9 protein-coding genes are annotated in these 16,029 nt (G+C 62.9%); 4 read left to right on the top strand and 5 right to left on the bottom strand.

Annotated elements, in window-relative coordinates; all coding sequences use genetic code 11:
• Nucleotides 1-24 precede the first annotated feature (24 nt).
• A complete protein-coding gene (locus tag HZ993_RS20305) occupies nucleotides 25-1,110 on the top strand; it encodes an aminopeptidase (RefSeq protein WP_209394511.1) in 1,086 nt (361 codons plus the stop codon).
• Here HZ993_RS20305 and HZ993_RS20310 read toward each other — a convergent pair.
• Nucleotides 1,107-3,974, bottom strand: a complete 2,868-nt coding sequence (locus HZ993_RS20310) for a TonB-dependent receptor domain-containing protein (RefSeq protein WP_209394512.1) — start codon at nucleotides 3,972-3,974, stop codon at nucleotides 1,107-1,109. The two genes, HZ993_RS20305 and HZ993_RS20310, sit on opposite strands and share 4 nt — an antisense overlap.
• Before the next feature lie 224 nt (nucleotides 3,975-4,198).
• On the opposite strand from HZ993_RS20310, the gene HZ993_RS20315 reads away from it, so the two are divergent.
• The 3 genes from HZ993_RS20315 to HZ993_RS20325 are packed head-to-tail and all read left to right on the top strand — an operon-like array spanning nucleotide 4,199 to nucleotide 6,669.
• Complete coding sequence (locus tag HZ993_RS20315; protein ID WP_209394513.1) at nucleotides 4,199-4,612, top strand: DoxX family protein; 414 nt, start codon at nucleotides 4,199-4,201, stop codon at nucleotides 4,610-4,612.
• A 3-nt stretch (nucleotides 4,613-4,615) separates the two neighbouring features.
• Nucleotides 4,616-5,278: a response regulator gene (locus HZ993_RS20320; RefSeq protein ID WP_209394514.1), complete on the top strand. Its 663-nt coding sequence runs from the start codon at nucleotides 4,616-4,618 to the stop codon at nucleotides 5,276-5,278.
• On the top strand, nucleotides 5,275-6,669 hold the full coding sequence (locus HZ993_RS20325) for a HAMP domain-containing sensor histidine kinase (protein WP_209394515.1): 1,395 nt from the start codon (nucleotides 5,275-5,277) through the stop codon (nucleotides 6,667-6,669). Before HZ993_RS20320 ends, HZ993_RS20325 begins: the two co-directional genes overlap by 4 nt.
• Nucleotides 6,670-6,736: 67 nt before the next feature.
• On the opposite strand, the gene HZ993_RS20330 is transcribed toward HZ993_RS20325, so the two are convergent.
• The 4 genes from HZ993_RS20330 to HZ993_RS20345 all read right to left on the bottom strand — a co-directional run bounded on the left by HZ993_RS20330 (nucleotide 6,737) and on the right by HZ993_RS20345 (nucleotide 16,028).
• Nucleotides 6,737-8,203, bottom strand: coding sequence for an MATE family efflux transporter (locus tag HZ993_RS20330; protein WP_209394516.1), 1,467 nt, complete (start codon nucleotides 8,201-8,203; stop codon nucleotides 6,737-6,739).
• A 128-nt stretch (nucleotides 8,204-8,331) separates the two neighbouring features.
• Nucleotides 8,332-10,842 carry a cyclic nucleotide-binding domain-containing protein gene (locus HZ993_RS20335; protein ID WP_209394517.1) on the bottom strand — a complete coding sequence of 837 codons (2,511 nt, stop codon included), beginning with the start codon at nucleotides 10,840-10,842 and terminating at the stop codon, nucleotides 8,332-8,334.
• A gap of 12 nt (nucleotides 10,843-10,854) precedes the next feature.
• Nucleotides 10,855-12,198, bottom strand: a complete 1,344-nt coding sequence (locus tag HZ993_RS20340) for a multiheme c-type cytochrome (RefSeq protein ID WP_209394518.1) — start codon at nucleotides 12,196-12,198, stop codon at nucleotides 10,855-10,857.
• Nucleotides 12,195-16,028 (bottom strand): hypothetical protein, encoded by a 3,834-nt coding sequence (locus HZ993_RS20345; RefSeq protein ID WP_209394519.1) that lies wholly within the window; start codon nucleotides 16,026-16,028, stop codon nucleotides 12,195-12,197. Before HZ993_RS20345 ends, HZ993_RS20340 begins: the two co-directional genes overlap by 4 nt.
• Nucleotide 16,029 lies beyond the last annotated feature (1 nt).

The following is a 16,029-nucleotide window of genomic DNA, read 5'->3' on the forward strand; positions in this document are numbered from 1 at the left end:
CAGGGCTTCTGCTGATAATGGGCCATGGCCCACTCCAAACGCATCACCGTAAGCGTTCTTGCCGCAATCCTGTTGGTGGCCGGCTGCGCCGACACCGCCTACCTGGTGGGCTCGGCCACAGGCCATCTCAAAATTTTGCAGGCCGCGCGGCCGGTGGACGACTGGCTGGCAGATGAACAAACACCCGCGGCATTGAAGCAGCGCCTGCAGCTGGCGCAGGAGATACGCCGCTTTGCCGTAGACCAACTGCACCTGCCCGACAACGCCAGCTACCAGCGTTATGTGCAGCTGCAGCGGCGCGCGGTGGTGTGGAATGTGGTGGCGGCCCCGCCCTATTCACTGACGCTCAAGACCTGGTGTTTTCCGGTGGCGGGGTGCGTGGGTTACCGCGGGTACTTTGACGAGCAGGATGCCAAGCAGGAGGCCGACGCGCTGCGTGCCCAGGGCCTGGAGGCCAGTGTCTACGGCGTGCCCGCCTACTCCACGCTGGGCTGGATGAACTGGCTGGGCGGAGACCCGCTTCTGAGCACCTTTATCCAGTATCCGCAGGGTGAGCTGGCGCGCATGATTTTTCACGAACTGGCGCACCAGGTTGTTTATGTGAAGGATGACACCGCGTTCAACGAATCCTTCGCCACGGCGGTCGAGCGCCTGGGTGGTGCCGCCTGGCTGGCACACCAGGCCAACCCCGCGGTGCAGGCGGAATACGCCAGCCTGGATGCGCGGCGACGCGCCTTTCGGGCACTCACCGCACAAACGCGCATGCGGCTCAGGGCGCTGTATGCGGATAACAAGCCCTCCGATGGCGCTGCACAAGAGGCCATGAAACAGGTTGCGTACGCCGAATTCCGCCAGGCCTACGCACAACTCAAACAAGGGTGGGGCGGCCAGGGGCCGTATGACGTGTGGGTGGCCAACGCCAATAACGCAGCCTTTGGCGCACTGGCGGCATATGACGACTGGGTGGCCGCGTTTGAAACCTTGTATGCCCGCCAACCGGGTGATTGGCGGGCCTTTTATGCCGCTGTGCAGCAGCTCGCGGCGCTACCGCGCGACCAGCGCACCCAACAGCTGCAGCAGTTGTTGGGTGAAAAGTCGTCCTCGCCCTAGAACTTGTAGTCCAGCCCGATGCTGATGAAGCGGCCAATGGCGCCGGCCTGGTGCAGCGACGGGTTGTATGGCGCGCCACTGCCACCACTGCTGCCGTTGGCACCCGTACCGCCATAGGTGTTCAGGTCCACGGGCGGTGCCGCGTCAAACAGGTTGACGATGGCGCCACGGATGGTCAGGTCCTTGCTGTACTTGTATTTGACCGACAGGTTGGTCGACGAGAACGCACCCACCGTGCAGTACTGGGACGGCACGTCGGCATGGTTGGCAAACTGTGCGTTGTAGGCGGTAGCGCCGGTGTTGCAATCGTCCACATGCAAAGACGGGTCAGTCAGGTTGTACGAACCCACGTAGTTGGTGGTGGATGTCACGTTCCACGGTCCATTTTCATATGCCAGTGTGAACTGGGCGCGGTTCTGCGGATTGGCCGTATTGCCACCGACGACTGTTGGACCATGGGTGCCCGCAAGGTTGTAGGGAACACCGTTGATGGTCTGGATGTAGTCAAACATGCGGCTCATCTGTATGCCCACCGTGAGTGCGCTCTGGGTGCTCAGTTTGAACTTGTACTTGGTCTCAAACTCCAGCCCGCTGGTGGATGTGGCTTGTGCATTCACATAACCCGTGGTTGCGTACTGGATGGGACCGATGCTGGACGTGCCCGTGCGGCCATCGCCAAAAGTCACGCTTTGTGGCGCGGCCCGTACGATGTGCTGCAAGGGGTCGTAACCTGGTGTGGATGACTCGGACACAATTTGCCCGTCTATCGTGATCTTGTAGTAATCCAGCGTGGTAGACCAGCCTGCCACCGGCTCCAGTATCAGCCCCAACGTGAACGACTTGGACTTCTCGGGTTCCAGCGTCTTGGAGGTTGTTTGCAGGTAGGTGGGGTTGAAGTTACAGAACGCCGGTACGTTGCCGCCTGATGTCAGGTTAGGCGTGCCATTGGCATTGCTGACGGGGCACAACAAGGGGTCGCGTATGGTGTTGAACGCAAACTGCGAACCCGCGTCACCGTTCTCCGATGGGCCAGGTGCCCGGAATCCCCAGGCGGCGGTTCCCCGCACGGTGAACATTTTGGTGGGCGCAAATTTGAAAGCCACCTTGGGTGTGGTGGAGTTGCCGTAGGTGTCAAATTTGTCGTGGCGCAGGGCCGCACCCAGCTCCAGGTTCTTGGCTACCGGGGCCACCACTTCTACAAACACCGAGTTGGATGTTTCTTTGCCCGCCGAATACGCGCCAGGCAACGCCATGGCGCCGGTCGATGTTTCCGTGGCGTTGGGTGCATAACTCTTCTTGTAGGTGTAGGAGTAGCCCACCCCCACACCCAGAGGGCCACCGTCCAGCTGCGCCAGTTCACGCGAGGCCTTGGCATCCACAAACGTGAGCTCCGACGTGGTGGTGTTGTTCACCTCGGGGGCGACCCGGTTCAGCATGGCCTGGCTGTTGCCACCTGCCAGCAGGAAGGGGTTGCTCAGGTCATTCAAGGCGGCGGCCAGGTTGGCAAAGTGGATGTAGCCCTTGAACTTTTGCGTAGTCTCCACCTTGGAGTAACCCGTGGCGACATCGACATCCCAGCCGGCAACATTGCCATTGAGTTCAGCAGCGGCACGTGATGCAACCGTCTTCACGTCGATGTGGCGTGTGTCGAAATCCGGCATCGCACCGCGGATGTTGGCCGCCACACCCAAGGTGTTACCGGGGTAGTTGGCGGGCACACGGAAGTTGGGATTGGCGCCCACCACAGCGGGTGTCTGGCCCAGGCCAATGGCCGTCACACCCGCGAAGGTGCCGGTTGGAATGGCGGCCTGGGTATTGGCGATCAGCGTGCGGCTCTCAAAACGCGAGCCCGTCAGGCGCAGGTCCCAGTCGTTGCCGAGCTTGCTGTTCCAGCGGCCCACCAGGTTCAGGTTGTCGGTCTCGGGTTGCAGCTGCGACCAGGTGTTTTCGTACTGGCAGGCGCTGGCCCGCCATTGGGCATGGGTGCAACCGGGCAGGAATACAAAGTTGGCAGCATCTGCAGTGGAGGTGCCGGGTGCCTGCAGCATGGGGCGCGAGACGCGGGGGCTGGGCACGGCGTCATTGCGTGCGCCAGGGCGGAGGTCCAGACCACCCTCTGGGCGCCAATCAAAACGTGTCCAGTCGCCCGAGCGCTGGTTCAACTTGACCGCGTCGCCATGGCGCGCTTCCAGCGCGATGTAGCCGCTGTTGCCGCTGTCCATGTCACCAAATCCGTGGGAGAGGCTGACGCTGCGCGTGGAGCCACCGCCGCGCTGGGTGGTGCCCGCTTCGGCCGAGATGTTGGTGCCCGACACATGCTTTTTCAGGATGACGTTGATCACGCCCGCAATCGCGTCCGAGCCATAGACCGCAGACGCGCCGTCCTTTAGCACTTCAATACGCTCCACTGCCGCAAAGGGAATGGACGAGATGTCGACAAAGGAACGCTGGGCGTCGTCTGCCAGCGGGTAGGGCGCCATGCGGTGTCCATCCACCAGGATCAGCGTGCCGCCCAGGGACAGACCGCGCAGCGAGACGCCGCTGGCACCGGATGCAAAGGCACCGGAGAAGCCCTTGCTCAGCGTGCCCTGGCCGTTGGCGGTCAGGTTTTGCAGTACCTCGTTCACCGTGGTGTAGCCCGAACTCTTCAGGTCTTCCGCGGTCAACACCTGCACCACGCTGGGTGTCTCACGGTCGCCGCGCGGGATGTTGGAGCCCGTGACCTCCACCCGCTGCAGGCTATTGGTCGTCTGGGAGAAACTGGTGGTGGGCGCCAGCGCCATCGCTCCGAATGCGAGGGTCAGTGCATGGGCCATCAGGGTCTTGTGCAGGGTGGGGGCTTTAGGGTACTTATTACGTTCCATCTTGTTTCCTTTGAACACAGGTCAGCAGAACGGCGCGTAGGTTGCGCCGCTGAAGTCCCTTGGCACACACGCATTTGTGGCCAAGGTCTGCAACCGAGAAGGCACTCTAGGTTGCGGATACTTAGCACTTACTTAGCGTGGCGCGGCCACGTTGTTGCAAAGGTACTAAGCGCCGGACCGAAAAAGCTAAGCGCTTTCTAAGCTTGGGCTGCGTACACTGGGTGATGAATCTCAGTTTTCCTTTCCTCTCTCTACACCAGGCCCTTGCCATCCTGCGTATCGGCACGGCGCTGCTGTTCATGGCCCACGCGGTCACACGCATTGCCAATGGCACCATCCCCCGGTTCGCGGGCTTTATGACCAACCTCGGTTTTCCGGAGGGGCTGGCGGTGGTCTGGGGTATCACTGCTGTAGAAATCGTGGCCGGTACGCTGCTGATCGTGGGGTATAAAACGCGGTATGCAGCCAGCGCACTGTTTGCCATCGCCCTGGGGGGCGTTTTCCTCATCCACCGGCACAAGGGCTGGTTCGTGGGTGAACATGGATCGGGCGGCTGTGAATACAGTGTCAGCCTGATGATGGCCTTGCTGGTCATTGCCGCGGCAGACCCCACACGGCTTGCAAAAGACAAGGCCTGAGTGATGCATCTCTTGCTGGTGGAAGATGATCTGGAACTGGGCACGGAAATGCTGCACGCCCTGGTGGCGCGTGGCTTTACCAACGAATGGGTGCGCACGGCGCGTGCCGCGCTGGACCTGGTGGACCAGGTGGATACCCTGTTTGCCTGCGCCGTGCTGGACCTGGGCCTGCCCGATAGCGAGGGCCTGGACGTGCTCAAGGAGTGGCGCCGCCGGGGGGTGAAGTTTCCAGTCATTGTGCTGACGGCGCGGGACGCCTTGCAGTCCCGTGTGTCCGGCCTGGATGCCGGGGCCGACGACTACGTGATCAAACCCGTGGAGCCCGAAGAGCTGGTGTCGCGCATCCGCGCCGTGACGCGGCGTGCCGGTGGGCACACCAGTTCGTTGTGGTCGGTCGGCTCGCTGCAAATTGATTTGAATGTGCGTGAGGTCCACCAGCAGGGCCGACCCGTCGACCTGTCGCGGCTGGAGTTTGATGTAGTGGCCGAGCTGGCGCGCCATGCGGGCAAGGTGGTGTCCAAACACCGGCTGGTGCGGGCGCTGGCGCCGCTGGGTGACCCCATGGAGTTCAACGCGCTGGAGGTACACATCCACAACCTGCGCAAAAAAATGGGTGCCAGCAGCATCCTTACCGTACGCGGCGTGGGCTACCGTATAGGCCTATGACCGGCGGCTTTAGCTTCGGCTTTTTCAAACCCTCCCTGCGCCGGCGCATTGCTCTTGTACTGCTGGCTGCCTGCCCGCTGGTCTGGGGTGCGGTGTACTTGCAGGGCATCTACCTCACCCATAGAAACGTGACGGGTGTCTATGAACGGGCGCTGGTGCTGATGGGCGACACGGTGGCCGGTGTGGTTGACCAGTGGCCCGATCCCGAACGGATGCCCGTGGCCCTGGGGGGCCTGGAGGCCTTTGTGGACGCGGACAACCGTGTGGCCGACGTGCCGCATGAGTTCAACCTCTTTTATGTGTGGGATGCCAAGGGCAAACTGGTTCAGGCACGCCGGGGCGCCGATACCAGCCGCAGCCAGATGTTTGGGGTGGTGGGTTTCAGCGACCAGCACTTTGGCGGCAAGGTGTTGCGGGTGTACGGACTGTGGTCACCCAGTTGCCGCTACTTTGTCGAGGTCACCCAATCCACCGAAAGCCGCCGTTCCTTTTTCCACACCATCATGTTGAGCGGCGAGAGTGTCAATATTCTGGTGTTTGCGATGTTATGCCTGTTGCCAGTCCTGCTGGTGGTGCAATCGGGCCTGCGCCCGCTGACTGTGTTGGCCAAGGAGCTGGCCCAGCGCCGCCCCGGCGACCTGAGCCCCATCCGGTCACCCTCGCAGTACCTGGAAATCGCGCCGCTGGTGGACGAATTTAATGCGACGTTGGCCAGGCTGGGGGCCTTGCTGGAGCGGGAGCGCAATTTTCTGGCCGATGCCGCCCATGAGCTGCGCACACCCCTGGCCGTGGTGACGGCCCAGGTGGATACGCTGATCCTGGCCCAGGACCCCGCCGCGCGCGAAGAGGCGGCGCAGCGTCTGCGCCGCGGCCTGACCCGCGCATCACGCCTGGTCAACCAGCTGCTGGCCCTGGCCCGCCTGGAGGCCCGGCTGGAGGCGCAGTCGGGTGAGGTGGATGTGGCCGACGTCATCCGCGATTGCCTGGCCGCCCATGCCCAGGCTGCGGGTGCGCGGCGCATGGAGTTGTCCTACACCGGTGCGGAGCACCTACCGCTGAAGCTGCCCATACAGGCCGTCGAATCCATACTGGACAACCTGATTGGCAATGCCGTGCGGTATGGGCGTGATGGGGGCGTGGTGGAGGTCCGTGCCAGTCGCACCCCAGACGCCTTGCATTTGGCCGTCTTGGATGACGGACCTGGCGTGGGACCAGAGGACCAGGCCAAACTGTTTGAACGATTCCACCGTGGCAACCACCAGAACATTTATGGGTCGGGACTGGGCCTGGCCATCGTCGCCTCTGCGGCCAAGCAGATTGGTGCCCAGATTGCCGTAACCGAAGGGCTGGGTGGGCAGGGCATTGGTTTTTGCATTGATATTCCCTGCTGATTACCCACCGCCTCAAGCAATATAATTGCTATATTTTAGATAGCAATACAGTCATATTTATCGGGGGCTAGAGGCTGTTTTTGCTCATAACGGTCCCGCCAAAAGGGCTTTCCTGTCGGTGCACCCAGGCCAGAAGGGCACACAGTGACACCCCTGCGGCCACCAGCCCGGCCGTGCTCATGGCCCAGTAACCCTGGGCGCCCTGCAGGGCCGGCGGCGCCCAACGGCTGGTGGTGACCCAGTAGCCACCCAGCAGGCCTACGCCCCACAGGGATGTGACGTAAATGACCAGCGGCATCAGCGTGACGCGGTGGGAGCGCAGCACAAAGTTCGCCATGGTCTGCGCGGCATCGGCCACGTGGAACCACCACACCCAAACCAGCAGCGGCAGGGCGCTGGCGATGATGGTGGGGTTGTCGGTGTAGAGGTGGAGTACAGGCTCGCGCAGCAGGTAGACCAGCGCCCCAATCACTGCAGCAATACCCACCCCTATCTCCACCCCATGCCAGCCGAGGCGGCGGGCCTCCGCGTGGTCGTGGGCACCCACCCGTTGCGCCACCAGCGTGGCCGTGCCATTGGCCAAGGCCAGCGGCACCATGAACATCATGGACACCAGGTTGACCGCCAACTGGTGGCCGGCCACGGCTTCACCACTGTGGCGTGCAATCAGAAAGGCCATGGAGCTGAAACCCGTCACCTCGATCATGATGGCCGCCCCCATGGGTATGCCCAATTTGAGCTGCGCCCGGATGGCCGTGAAATTGGGGCGGGAAAAACCCTTGGCATGCAGGCCAAAGGGCGCGTAAAACGGGTCGCGGCGCATGATCACCCAGGCACTCAGGGCCTGTGCCCACATCACCAGCGCCGTGGCCAGCCCACAGCCCACCACCCCCATGGGTGACACCTGCCAGGTTCCCAGACCACCGGGCAGTGGCAGAGTCCAACCGTAGATGAACAAGGCGCTGAGCGGAATCTTCACGGCCAGGCCGCCGATCTGTACGGCCATGACTGCCTTGGGGCGCGACACGGCGGTGTTAAAACCGCGGTACACCGTGAACAGCAGCGAGGCGGGTAGTGAAAACGCCAGCGCCGCCAGGTAGCCACGTACCTTGTCCGAAATCTCGGGGCTGGTCTTGGCCAGAGCCAGAAACGGCCCGGGCAACAGCAGCAGTGTGCTGCCCACCATTGCAAGGCCCAGGGCCAGCCAGATGGCCTGGTGCACCTGCTGTCCCGCTGCCTGCAACTTGCCCGCGCCAAACAGCTGCCCCGCCATGGGGCTGATGGCCAGGACCATGCCCATGAAGCCAATAAAAATCGTGATGTAGGCCGCTATGCCAATGGACAGCGCGGCCAGGTCGCTGGCCGCAAAACGCGCCACCAGTATGGTGTCTACCGTGCTGAAACCCAGCACCGCCAACTGGCCCACCAGCACCGGCCAGGCCATGGGCAGGATGCGCGAAAAACTGTCGCGCAGTGACGCGAAGTAGCTGGCGTGGGTGGGAGGGATTGCGGTGGTGTTTGGCGTGTCAATCATTGACGTGCAAGTATCGCTGATGGGTGACGCTGGCATCAATCGGGTAGCAGGTTTTGCTCCGTGTCCCCCGGCCTTCGGCCTCCTCCTTTACCTACGCAAAACCCACTACCCGATCGATGCCGTGTGGCTTACCGCTTAGTACCCGCGTACTGCAGAAAGTTTTCCGGACTGACCCGCAGCGCCGCACCGGTGGGGCAGGCGCGCACGCAGGCCGGGCCGGCCTTGAGGTCCTTGCACATATCGCACTTGACGGCCTTCTTCTGGCTGGTCTTGTCACTGTGGTCCACGCCGTGGTCGCTGCCGGGCGACTGGCCTATGCCAAACAACAACCAAGCCAGCAGACCCGCACCACCACTGCTCTTTTTCTGGGCCGACAGCGGTGCCATCTGGATCACGTCATAAGGGCAGTTCTTCTCGCAGTTGCCGCAGCCTATACAGGCGTCGCTGATGTAGACCTCGCCATTGGGCGAGCGGTGGATGGCGTCGGGTGGACAGTCCTTCATGCAATGCGGGTGCTCGCAGTGCCGGCAGGACGTGGGCACATGCAGGTTGGCAAAGGTGGGGCCAGCCTCACGGTCCAGGCGGGAGAAACCGTCGTGGGTGCTGGCGCAAGCCCGCTCGCAGTGGTCGCAGCGCACACACAGGGACTCGTCGATCAGCAGCACATCGGTGGCTTCGCCCACACCCTGCTTCAGCAAAAACGAGATCAGGTTGCCCGACTGCGCATCGTCAGCCACGGCCTGGTTGGCCTGGACCCGCTGGTTGTACTGCGCATTGAGTTGATGGCGCATGCCGGTGTTGCGCGCCAGGATCTCCATGAACTGCTTGGGGTCCAGCAGAATGGCCTCGGTGGGCACGGCGGCACGCACCGTGGCCGAGCGGGGTGCGTTCATCATCAGCGCCATTTCGCCCACATAGTTGCCGGCCGACACGTAGGACATCACTACCTCGCGGCCGCCCAGCACGTGGGAGACCATGACCGAGCCGCGGCGTATCAGGTACAGGCCGTCGGCCACATCACCTTCGTTGAACAGGGCCTCGCCGGTTTTGTATTGTTTGATGCTGGCACTGGCAACCATGGCGCTGAGGTCGGCTTCGGTCACGTTGCCCGCCACGTATTTGCGCACGGCACGGCGCAGGGCCACCAGGTCCAGGTTGCGGCGCACCGCATCCACCGTGGCCAGCAGTTTGAGCATGGCGCGCCGCGGGGTCTCTACCAGCATGCAGTCCAGCCCTGCAACCGCGGTGGCGGAGCGCCGCCGCCCGGAGATCAGTCCCATCTCGCCAAAAAACTGCCCGTGTTCCAGCAGGATGTCGTTGGCCTGGGTGTCGCCCAGGATTTTGACGGTGCCGGAGACGATGGAGAAAAACGAGTTGCTGTAGTCGTTGCGTTTGAAAATTTCGGTGCCGGAGCGCAGCAGGCGCAGCTCGCTATCCAGCATCACATCGCGCAGTTGCAGGGCGGTGAGGCCCTCGAACAGGGGCACACTGCGGGCCACCAAATCCAGCACACCGCTGACACCGCCCAGGTCGGGGAACTGCTTCAGGATTTCGGCAAACTTCTGGCGCAACAGGGGTTCGTCGGCCGACTCCACGGCGCGGCCCATGATGGTCTCCACCACCTCGTAGCCCTGGTTCATGGCCTGTTTGATCAGCGGGTAACCGCCCAGCGCACCAATCACATACAGGCCCGGCACACTGGATTCGTAGGTGGTGGACAGCTCGGGCAGTGCCGTGGCCTCGGTGCTGGTAAAACGCACACCAAAACTCTCCACCAGTTTGCGGGGTGGTGTGGCACCCAGGCGCGCAATGACGCGGTGGCACTCCACCCGTTCTTCACCACTGGGGGTGTTCAGCACCACAGAAAGTCGAGGCTTGCTGCGCTTGCCGGCCTGGCGCCGGGACAGGTCCACATGGGAGACCATCATGGTCTTGTTCATGTCGGTATCACCCATGCTTTGCTGCACGGCTTCGATATGGTCGACCTGGGTGCTGAAGCGGCAGCTGACCAACTGGCTGCGTTCGGCGGCCTGGATGGCGGTCAGGTTGCCGTCCTTGCAACGGGTGAACTCTTCGTTGCGGTTGAGCAGGATGACGCGGTTGGACGCCTGGGCCAGGGCCAGCGCGTTTTCAATCGCCGCGTCCCCTGCGCCGACCACCAGTATGGTCTCCTCACGGTATTCCTCAGGGTTGTCCAGTTGGTACTGGATACCCGGCAGGTGTTCGCCGGGTACGCCCAGCGTGCGCAGGTTGCCTTGCAGGCCTATGGCCAGCACCACGTGCGCCGCCGACACAATCTCCGAACTGGCCAGTTCGATCTGGAACAGGCCTTTGGCGCCGGTGATGCTGACCACCTGGGCGTTGTGCTGCACCTGCACGCCGAGCTTGACCACCTCGTCGTTCCATTGGCCCAATATGCTCTCGCGCGAACCGGCCGCAAAACTGACCGGGCTGCGCAGGCCCAGTATGGCGGGCTCGGCCATCACGTGTTTGCCCTTTTGGTATTTGTAGATGGTGTCGGCCAGATGGTCCTGGGCCTCCAGCAGAATGTGGCGTATGCCCAGTGATGCGCAGTGGCCAGCGGCAGAAAGACCGGCGGGGCCGGAGCCGATGATGGCGATGGTGAAGTCAGCTTCCATGGCGCATCCTTGTTAACGTGCGGCAACCAGGCTGCGAAATTCGCGCAAGCGCGACACAAATTCAGCGGGCTTGTAGGCCTCGTCCTTGACCAGCACCGCACGCAGCTGGGCCAGGCCCTTGTTGTAGGCCGCTGGGTTCTTGATGCTGCCAGTTTGCTGCATGGCGCTGCTCAGGCTGCCCAGCGCCATGGTGGCCTGTTCGGCGCCCACATAGTCGGGGTACAGGCCGGCCAGGCCGTCGTCTACCAGTAACAAGGCCATGGCGCGCAGGGTGTTGCCGTCAAAGCTGGACATGTTGATCTTTTCACTAGCGGCCTGTGCCTGTTGGCGCAGTGCCAGGGCTTTGTCGTTCAGCTTGCCACTGCCCGCCAGGGCCTTGTTGAGATCCTGTGCGGCCTGGTTGAAGCGGGTGTACAGGTCGGCATCCAGCTGGCGCAGGATCAGGCGCAGCATCAGTGCATTGGCATCGTTCAGCCGTATCAGACCCGGTGCAATGCTGGTACCAAAGGCCGTGCGGGGTTTCCAGCGCTGGTCAGCCATGGGGTGGTGGCAGGCGTGGCAGTCAAACAGCGTGGGCTCGGGGAACACACCGTCGCGGCCGCGCACCGGGTCCACCAGAATGTCCATCTGGGTACTGACCGCCAGCGCCTGGCCCAGTGCCCAGATCTTGGCATGGTTGCTGGCACCGGCGCCTTTGCGCAGGGTGTAGTCCTTGTCCGCGGTGAAGTGTGCCGGTTGCAAGTTGGTGAAAGTGGTCAGCTCAAAACTCAGGCGCGGGTGGCCGGCGGCCATGGTGCGGTGGTTGACGTACTTTTCAGCCGTGCCGAAGTGGCAGGACATACACAGCTTGGCCCGCGCCTGCGGCGCTGCCGCAGGGTACAGGCCGTGGGCCAGGTTGTCCGCATGTGTGACACCGGGCGCGGTGTGGCTGGCGATCCATTTTTCGGAAGGTCCGTGGCAGCCTTCACACGCCACGCCGTCGGTGATCTTGTGCCGTGCATCCACACGTTCGGGCATCGGGTTGTGGGCATGGCAGCCCAGGCATTCACTGGACTCGTGGGCCGGTTTGGCCAGGCCCAGCTTGCTGGCAATGCTGCGCGAACGTTCGTTCAGCAGCACGTGGTAGGCCCGTGCGTGTTTGTCCAGCCGGGACCAGACCACGTATTCGTTTTGTGCCACCGGCGAGCTAGGCCAGGTATTGACCGAACCGTGGCACAGGGAGCTGGCGCAGTTCACCACGCCCAAGGTCTTGTCGGGCGATTGGTCGGGCAGGGGCTGGCCGTGGCTGGTAGCCGAGATGGCCAGTACCAGGAACAGGGCAAGCCGTCTTGCCAGGGAAGAGATCAGGCCAGTCATCGTGTGGCTCCCAGAGGTGCTGCTGACAGGGCTTTGCTGCCGGGTTGCGGTGTGTCCGCCACGGTCCATACGCTGCCATCCTTGCGCAGGTAGAGCTTGTGCATTTCCGGCAGCGTGAAGGGGCGCGAACCTATGCGCCCGAACACGGCTATCTGACCGCCGGTCTCGTCCACCGCGCGGTCCCGGTCCAGACCCTTGGACAATGCCAGCGCACGTGATGCGGTGGGCCGCCAGGCCACCACCTGCGGTGCGGGGGCTGGCGAAAAGCCGTAGAACTTGGGCTGGGTATCGGGTGCGGTGAGCTGCACCACCTTGAGGCCGTTCACACCGTCAGCCACATAGGCAAACAGCGAGGCATTGGTGGAGCCGACGACCACATCCTGCGTGTCGCTCAACGTGCCGCCCATGTCCGCCTTGCCTGTTGTATCGGTGTTGGTAAAGCGTTGTGCGACCAGTGGTTTTTCGGGCCTTTCTATATCGACCACCACCAGGCCCTCGGCGCCTGCCGCCACATAGGCATAGGTGCGGGCCAGGTAGACCTTGCGGGCGTCGCGCAACCCTACCCGGGCCTCGGGCACCAGGCGCGGTTTGGCGGGGTGGGTGATGTCCACCAACTCCAATCCCGCAGCCGTGGTCACCCACAGATAACGAAATTGCACGGCGCTGGCGCGCGCATCCTGCAGCGGCACGACGGCGGCCACGCTGGGTTTGAGGGGGTCGTCCACGTTGACAACGACAAGCCCTTTGTCGGCTGTGATGTACAGGTAGTGGCCGGCCACCACCACATGGCGCGCACCATCCAGAATGCCGGGTTTGCGGGTGTCGCCGTTCCAGGTCAGCGCACGCTGCAAGAAGTTGTTGCGGAACTCCCCGTCGGCCAGCGTGTCCACGTTCACAACAATCAGACCTTCTTTCGCATCGCTGATGAAGGCGTAGTGGTAGATGGCATGGAAAGGCTGCTCCTGGTTGGTGCTGCGCATCAGCTCACCCTGGTTGCGCAGTGGTGCGATGGGCTGGTTGGTCGGCAGGGCGACGCAAGTGGCGTTGCTGGAGGCGATATGGGTCTGCTGGCCCAGCTTGGAGAAGGGGGCGGAAATGATGCGCTGTGAGACGCCTTTGTTGGCGATGGACGCCACGTCATAGACCCTCATGCCGCCTGCGCCCTCGGCTGCATACAAGTACTCGCCACGCAGGCTGATGCACTGGGCGGCCCCCCCCGTGCCGTGGCTGTGCGCCTCTTGTAGTTTGCCGTCGGCCTTCTGGTGGTTCTGGTACCAGTCCGGGTAGGCGTAGCGGTGCAGGTAGCTGCCGATCACGGCCTGCGGTTCATCCCATTCGGTGACCTGCACGGCCTCCACATGTTCTGCCTCGCCCACCCAGGTGTTGTGGCCTATGAAGTTCACGAAGTTGGTGCCTTGCAATAGCAGCTGCGCCATGATGGCGTTGTTGTCATTGGCCTGGCTGATGTGGCAGTCGGAGCAGGTCTTGGTCTCGGTCTTGCGCTCGGTGTGCGGGTAGTGGGGCGCAAAGGCCTGTGACGAGAATCCGCTGGCCGCCACCGGTGCCTGCTGGATATAAATCTTTTCGCGGTTGGCATTGGTGGACGACAACACCAGCGCGGAGCTGGAGCGTATGGGTGACACCTTGGCACCTTTGACGGGGCCGTGGCGCCCTAGTTGGAACACGTCTTCGCGCACCACCTGCGGGTTGTAGGTGGCGTAATTGCGGGTTTCGCCACCCTCGTAGTGCAGGCGCTCGGTCTTGGCATTGGCCTGTATCGGCAGGTGGCAGCCGGAGCAACTGGTGGTCCACGACAGGTGGCAGCTGTAACAGGTCATGTTGTCGTCACCGTGGGCATACGCCTGGCCGGTGGCGGCGGCGCCCCATTTGCCGTTTTGCCCCGCTTCGCCGGCATGCATCAACTTGGCACGGGCGGCCTTTTCGTTGTACTGCGCGTGACCTGGCGTCACCGAATCCTTGACCAGGGACATTTCCCACTCCAGCGCCGGGTCGACCGCCGAGCGCTGGAACAGCTTGCCCCCGCGCCACTCAAAACGCTTGCGCCCGTCCTGCGTGCGCAGCAGGGCCATGTCCATGCCGCCGGGCCGAGCGGCCGGGCCGGTGGTGAAAAGTTTGGGGTAGGCGTTGGCGCTGCCGTGGCAGTCCTTGCAGTCCACTTCAATGGCGGCGGCCACTTCGCCATAGATATGGCCGTTGCCGTGGTTGTCTTGCGAGAAATGGCAGTCCACACAGTGCATGCCCACGTCCAGATGAACCGAAGTCAGGTGCACGGCCTTTTTGAATTTTTGTGGATCGGTGTCGGCAACGGGCTGGTTGTCGGTATCCAGCAGCGTGCCTTTGCGGTCGCGCTTGAACACCTGGCGAAAATTCCAGCCGTGGCCGTGGTAGTCGGCAAACTGCGTGTCGTTGAGGGTCGGGTTCAGCTCCGACACTTTCTTCGAGAACTCAGGATCGCCCCACAGGCCACGGGTGGCGGCTTCTTCGGGGTTGCGTGCCAGTATCTTGCGGGACTCTTCGGCGGAGGGGTATTTCTGTTGTTTGGGCCACATGCTGGGGGCGTCGGTCTCGTAGTCCCACATGGTGGTGCCGTAGAAAGAGTTCACAAACACATTGGGCTGGTGCATGTGGCAGGTCATGCACTGTGAGGACGGTATGGCACGTGTGAACTGGTGCGAGATCGGGTGGCCGGATTGATCCTTGGGAATGGTGGCGTCGCGTGTGGCCGCTTTGCCCTCGTGGCCAAAACGCGCATACGGTCCCGAATGTTTGGGGTCCCTATCGTTGGCATAGGGGCTGTGGCAGGCAGTGCAACCGGAAGAGCGGTAGTCGCCAGGCTGCTCGTTGGTGCCTAGAAACCACAGGTGAGGGTCATTCAGCCGGGTCTTGGTGATGTTGATCAGCGGCACGGCGATGCGGCTGCCGGTGCCGGGTCCGCGGTTGGATTGTTTGATGTCGGGGCGGCCCGGTTCGTCCAGCTTTTGCAGGCCACCACTCAGGTTGGGCTGGCCGATTTCGGGGAACTGTGTGCCGATGACGCGGCCCCCACGTTCAAACACGCGGAACACATCGGCGGGCGGCACGGTTTCCCAGGCGGGCAGGGGCAGCAGCATGTCCAGGATGCCCATGCCCACCATATGCGGATTGGTGGGCAGGGGGTTCTTCAGCAATGCGGGTTCGCTCAGCGCGGTGTAAGACTCACCCAGCCGGTAACGCTTGTAGGGCAGGATGCCGTTGTTGTACGACGCTCCACCCCACAGCATGGCACTGGTGGCCATCAGGCTGCGTTCACTGGCCTGCACGGTGGCCAGGTGGCAGGCACCGCAGGCCTGGCGCGCTACCCGCATATCGCCGGGGTTGATGAAGCGTATGAAGGCGGGTGACTCGCGGTTGAGCTGGGTGAAGCTGCCCGGCGGATTGGCCGACGACGGGTAGTTCCACTGGATGGGAAAACGTGGCAACACATGGGCTGCCTTTAGTGCGCTTTGGTACGGGGCATCGGCTGCCTTGGTTTGGGCTGGCTTTTGGATGGAGGCATTGCCGCCGTGGCAATCGGTACAGCCCAGCACCACGCCGGGGTTGGCATGCATGCTGCGGTGGTCTTTGGCGGCGCTTGCATTGGTGTCGCCCAGGCCGGTATGGCAGGACTCACAGCCCACCGACTTCTCCAGTGCCTGGGCCAGGGTTTGGCGTGCCGGTGCATCGGGTGCAACCATCGGTGTTTCGCCGCCTTGAACCGCCCACAGCGACGCCGCGACCGTGACCATCAGCAAGCCGCACAACCACAGAGCAGATTTGAAGGGCGTGGTCATT

The organism is Rhodoferax sp. AJA081-3 (assembly GCF_017798165.1).
Taxonomy (GTDB): Bacteria; Pseudomonadota; Gammaproteobacteria; order Burkholderiales; family Burkholderiaceae_C; genus Allorhodoferax.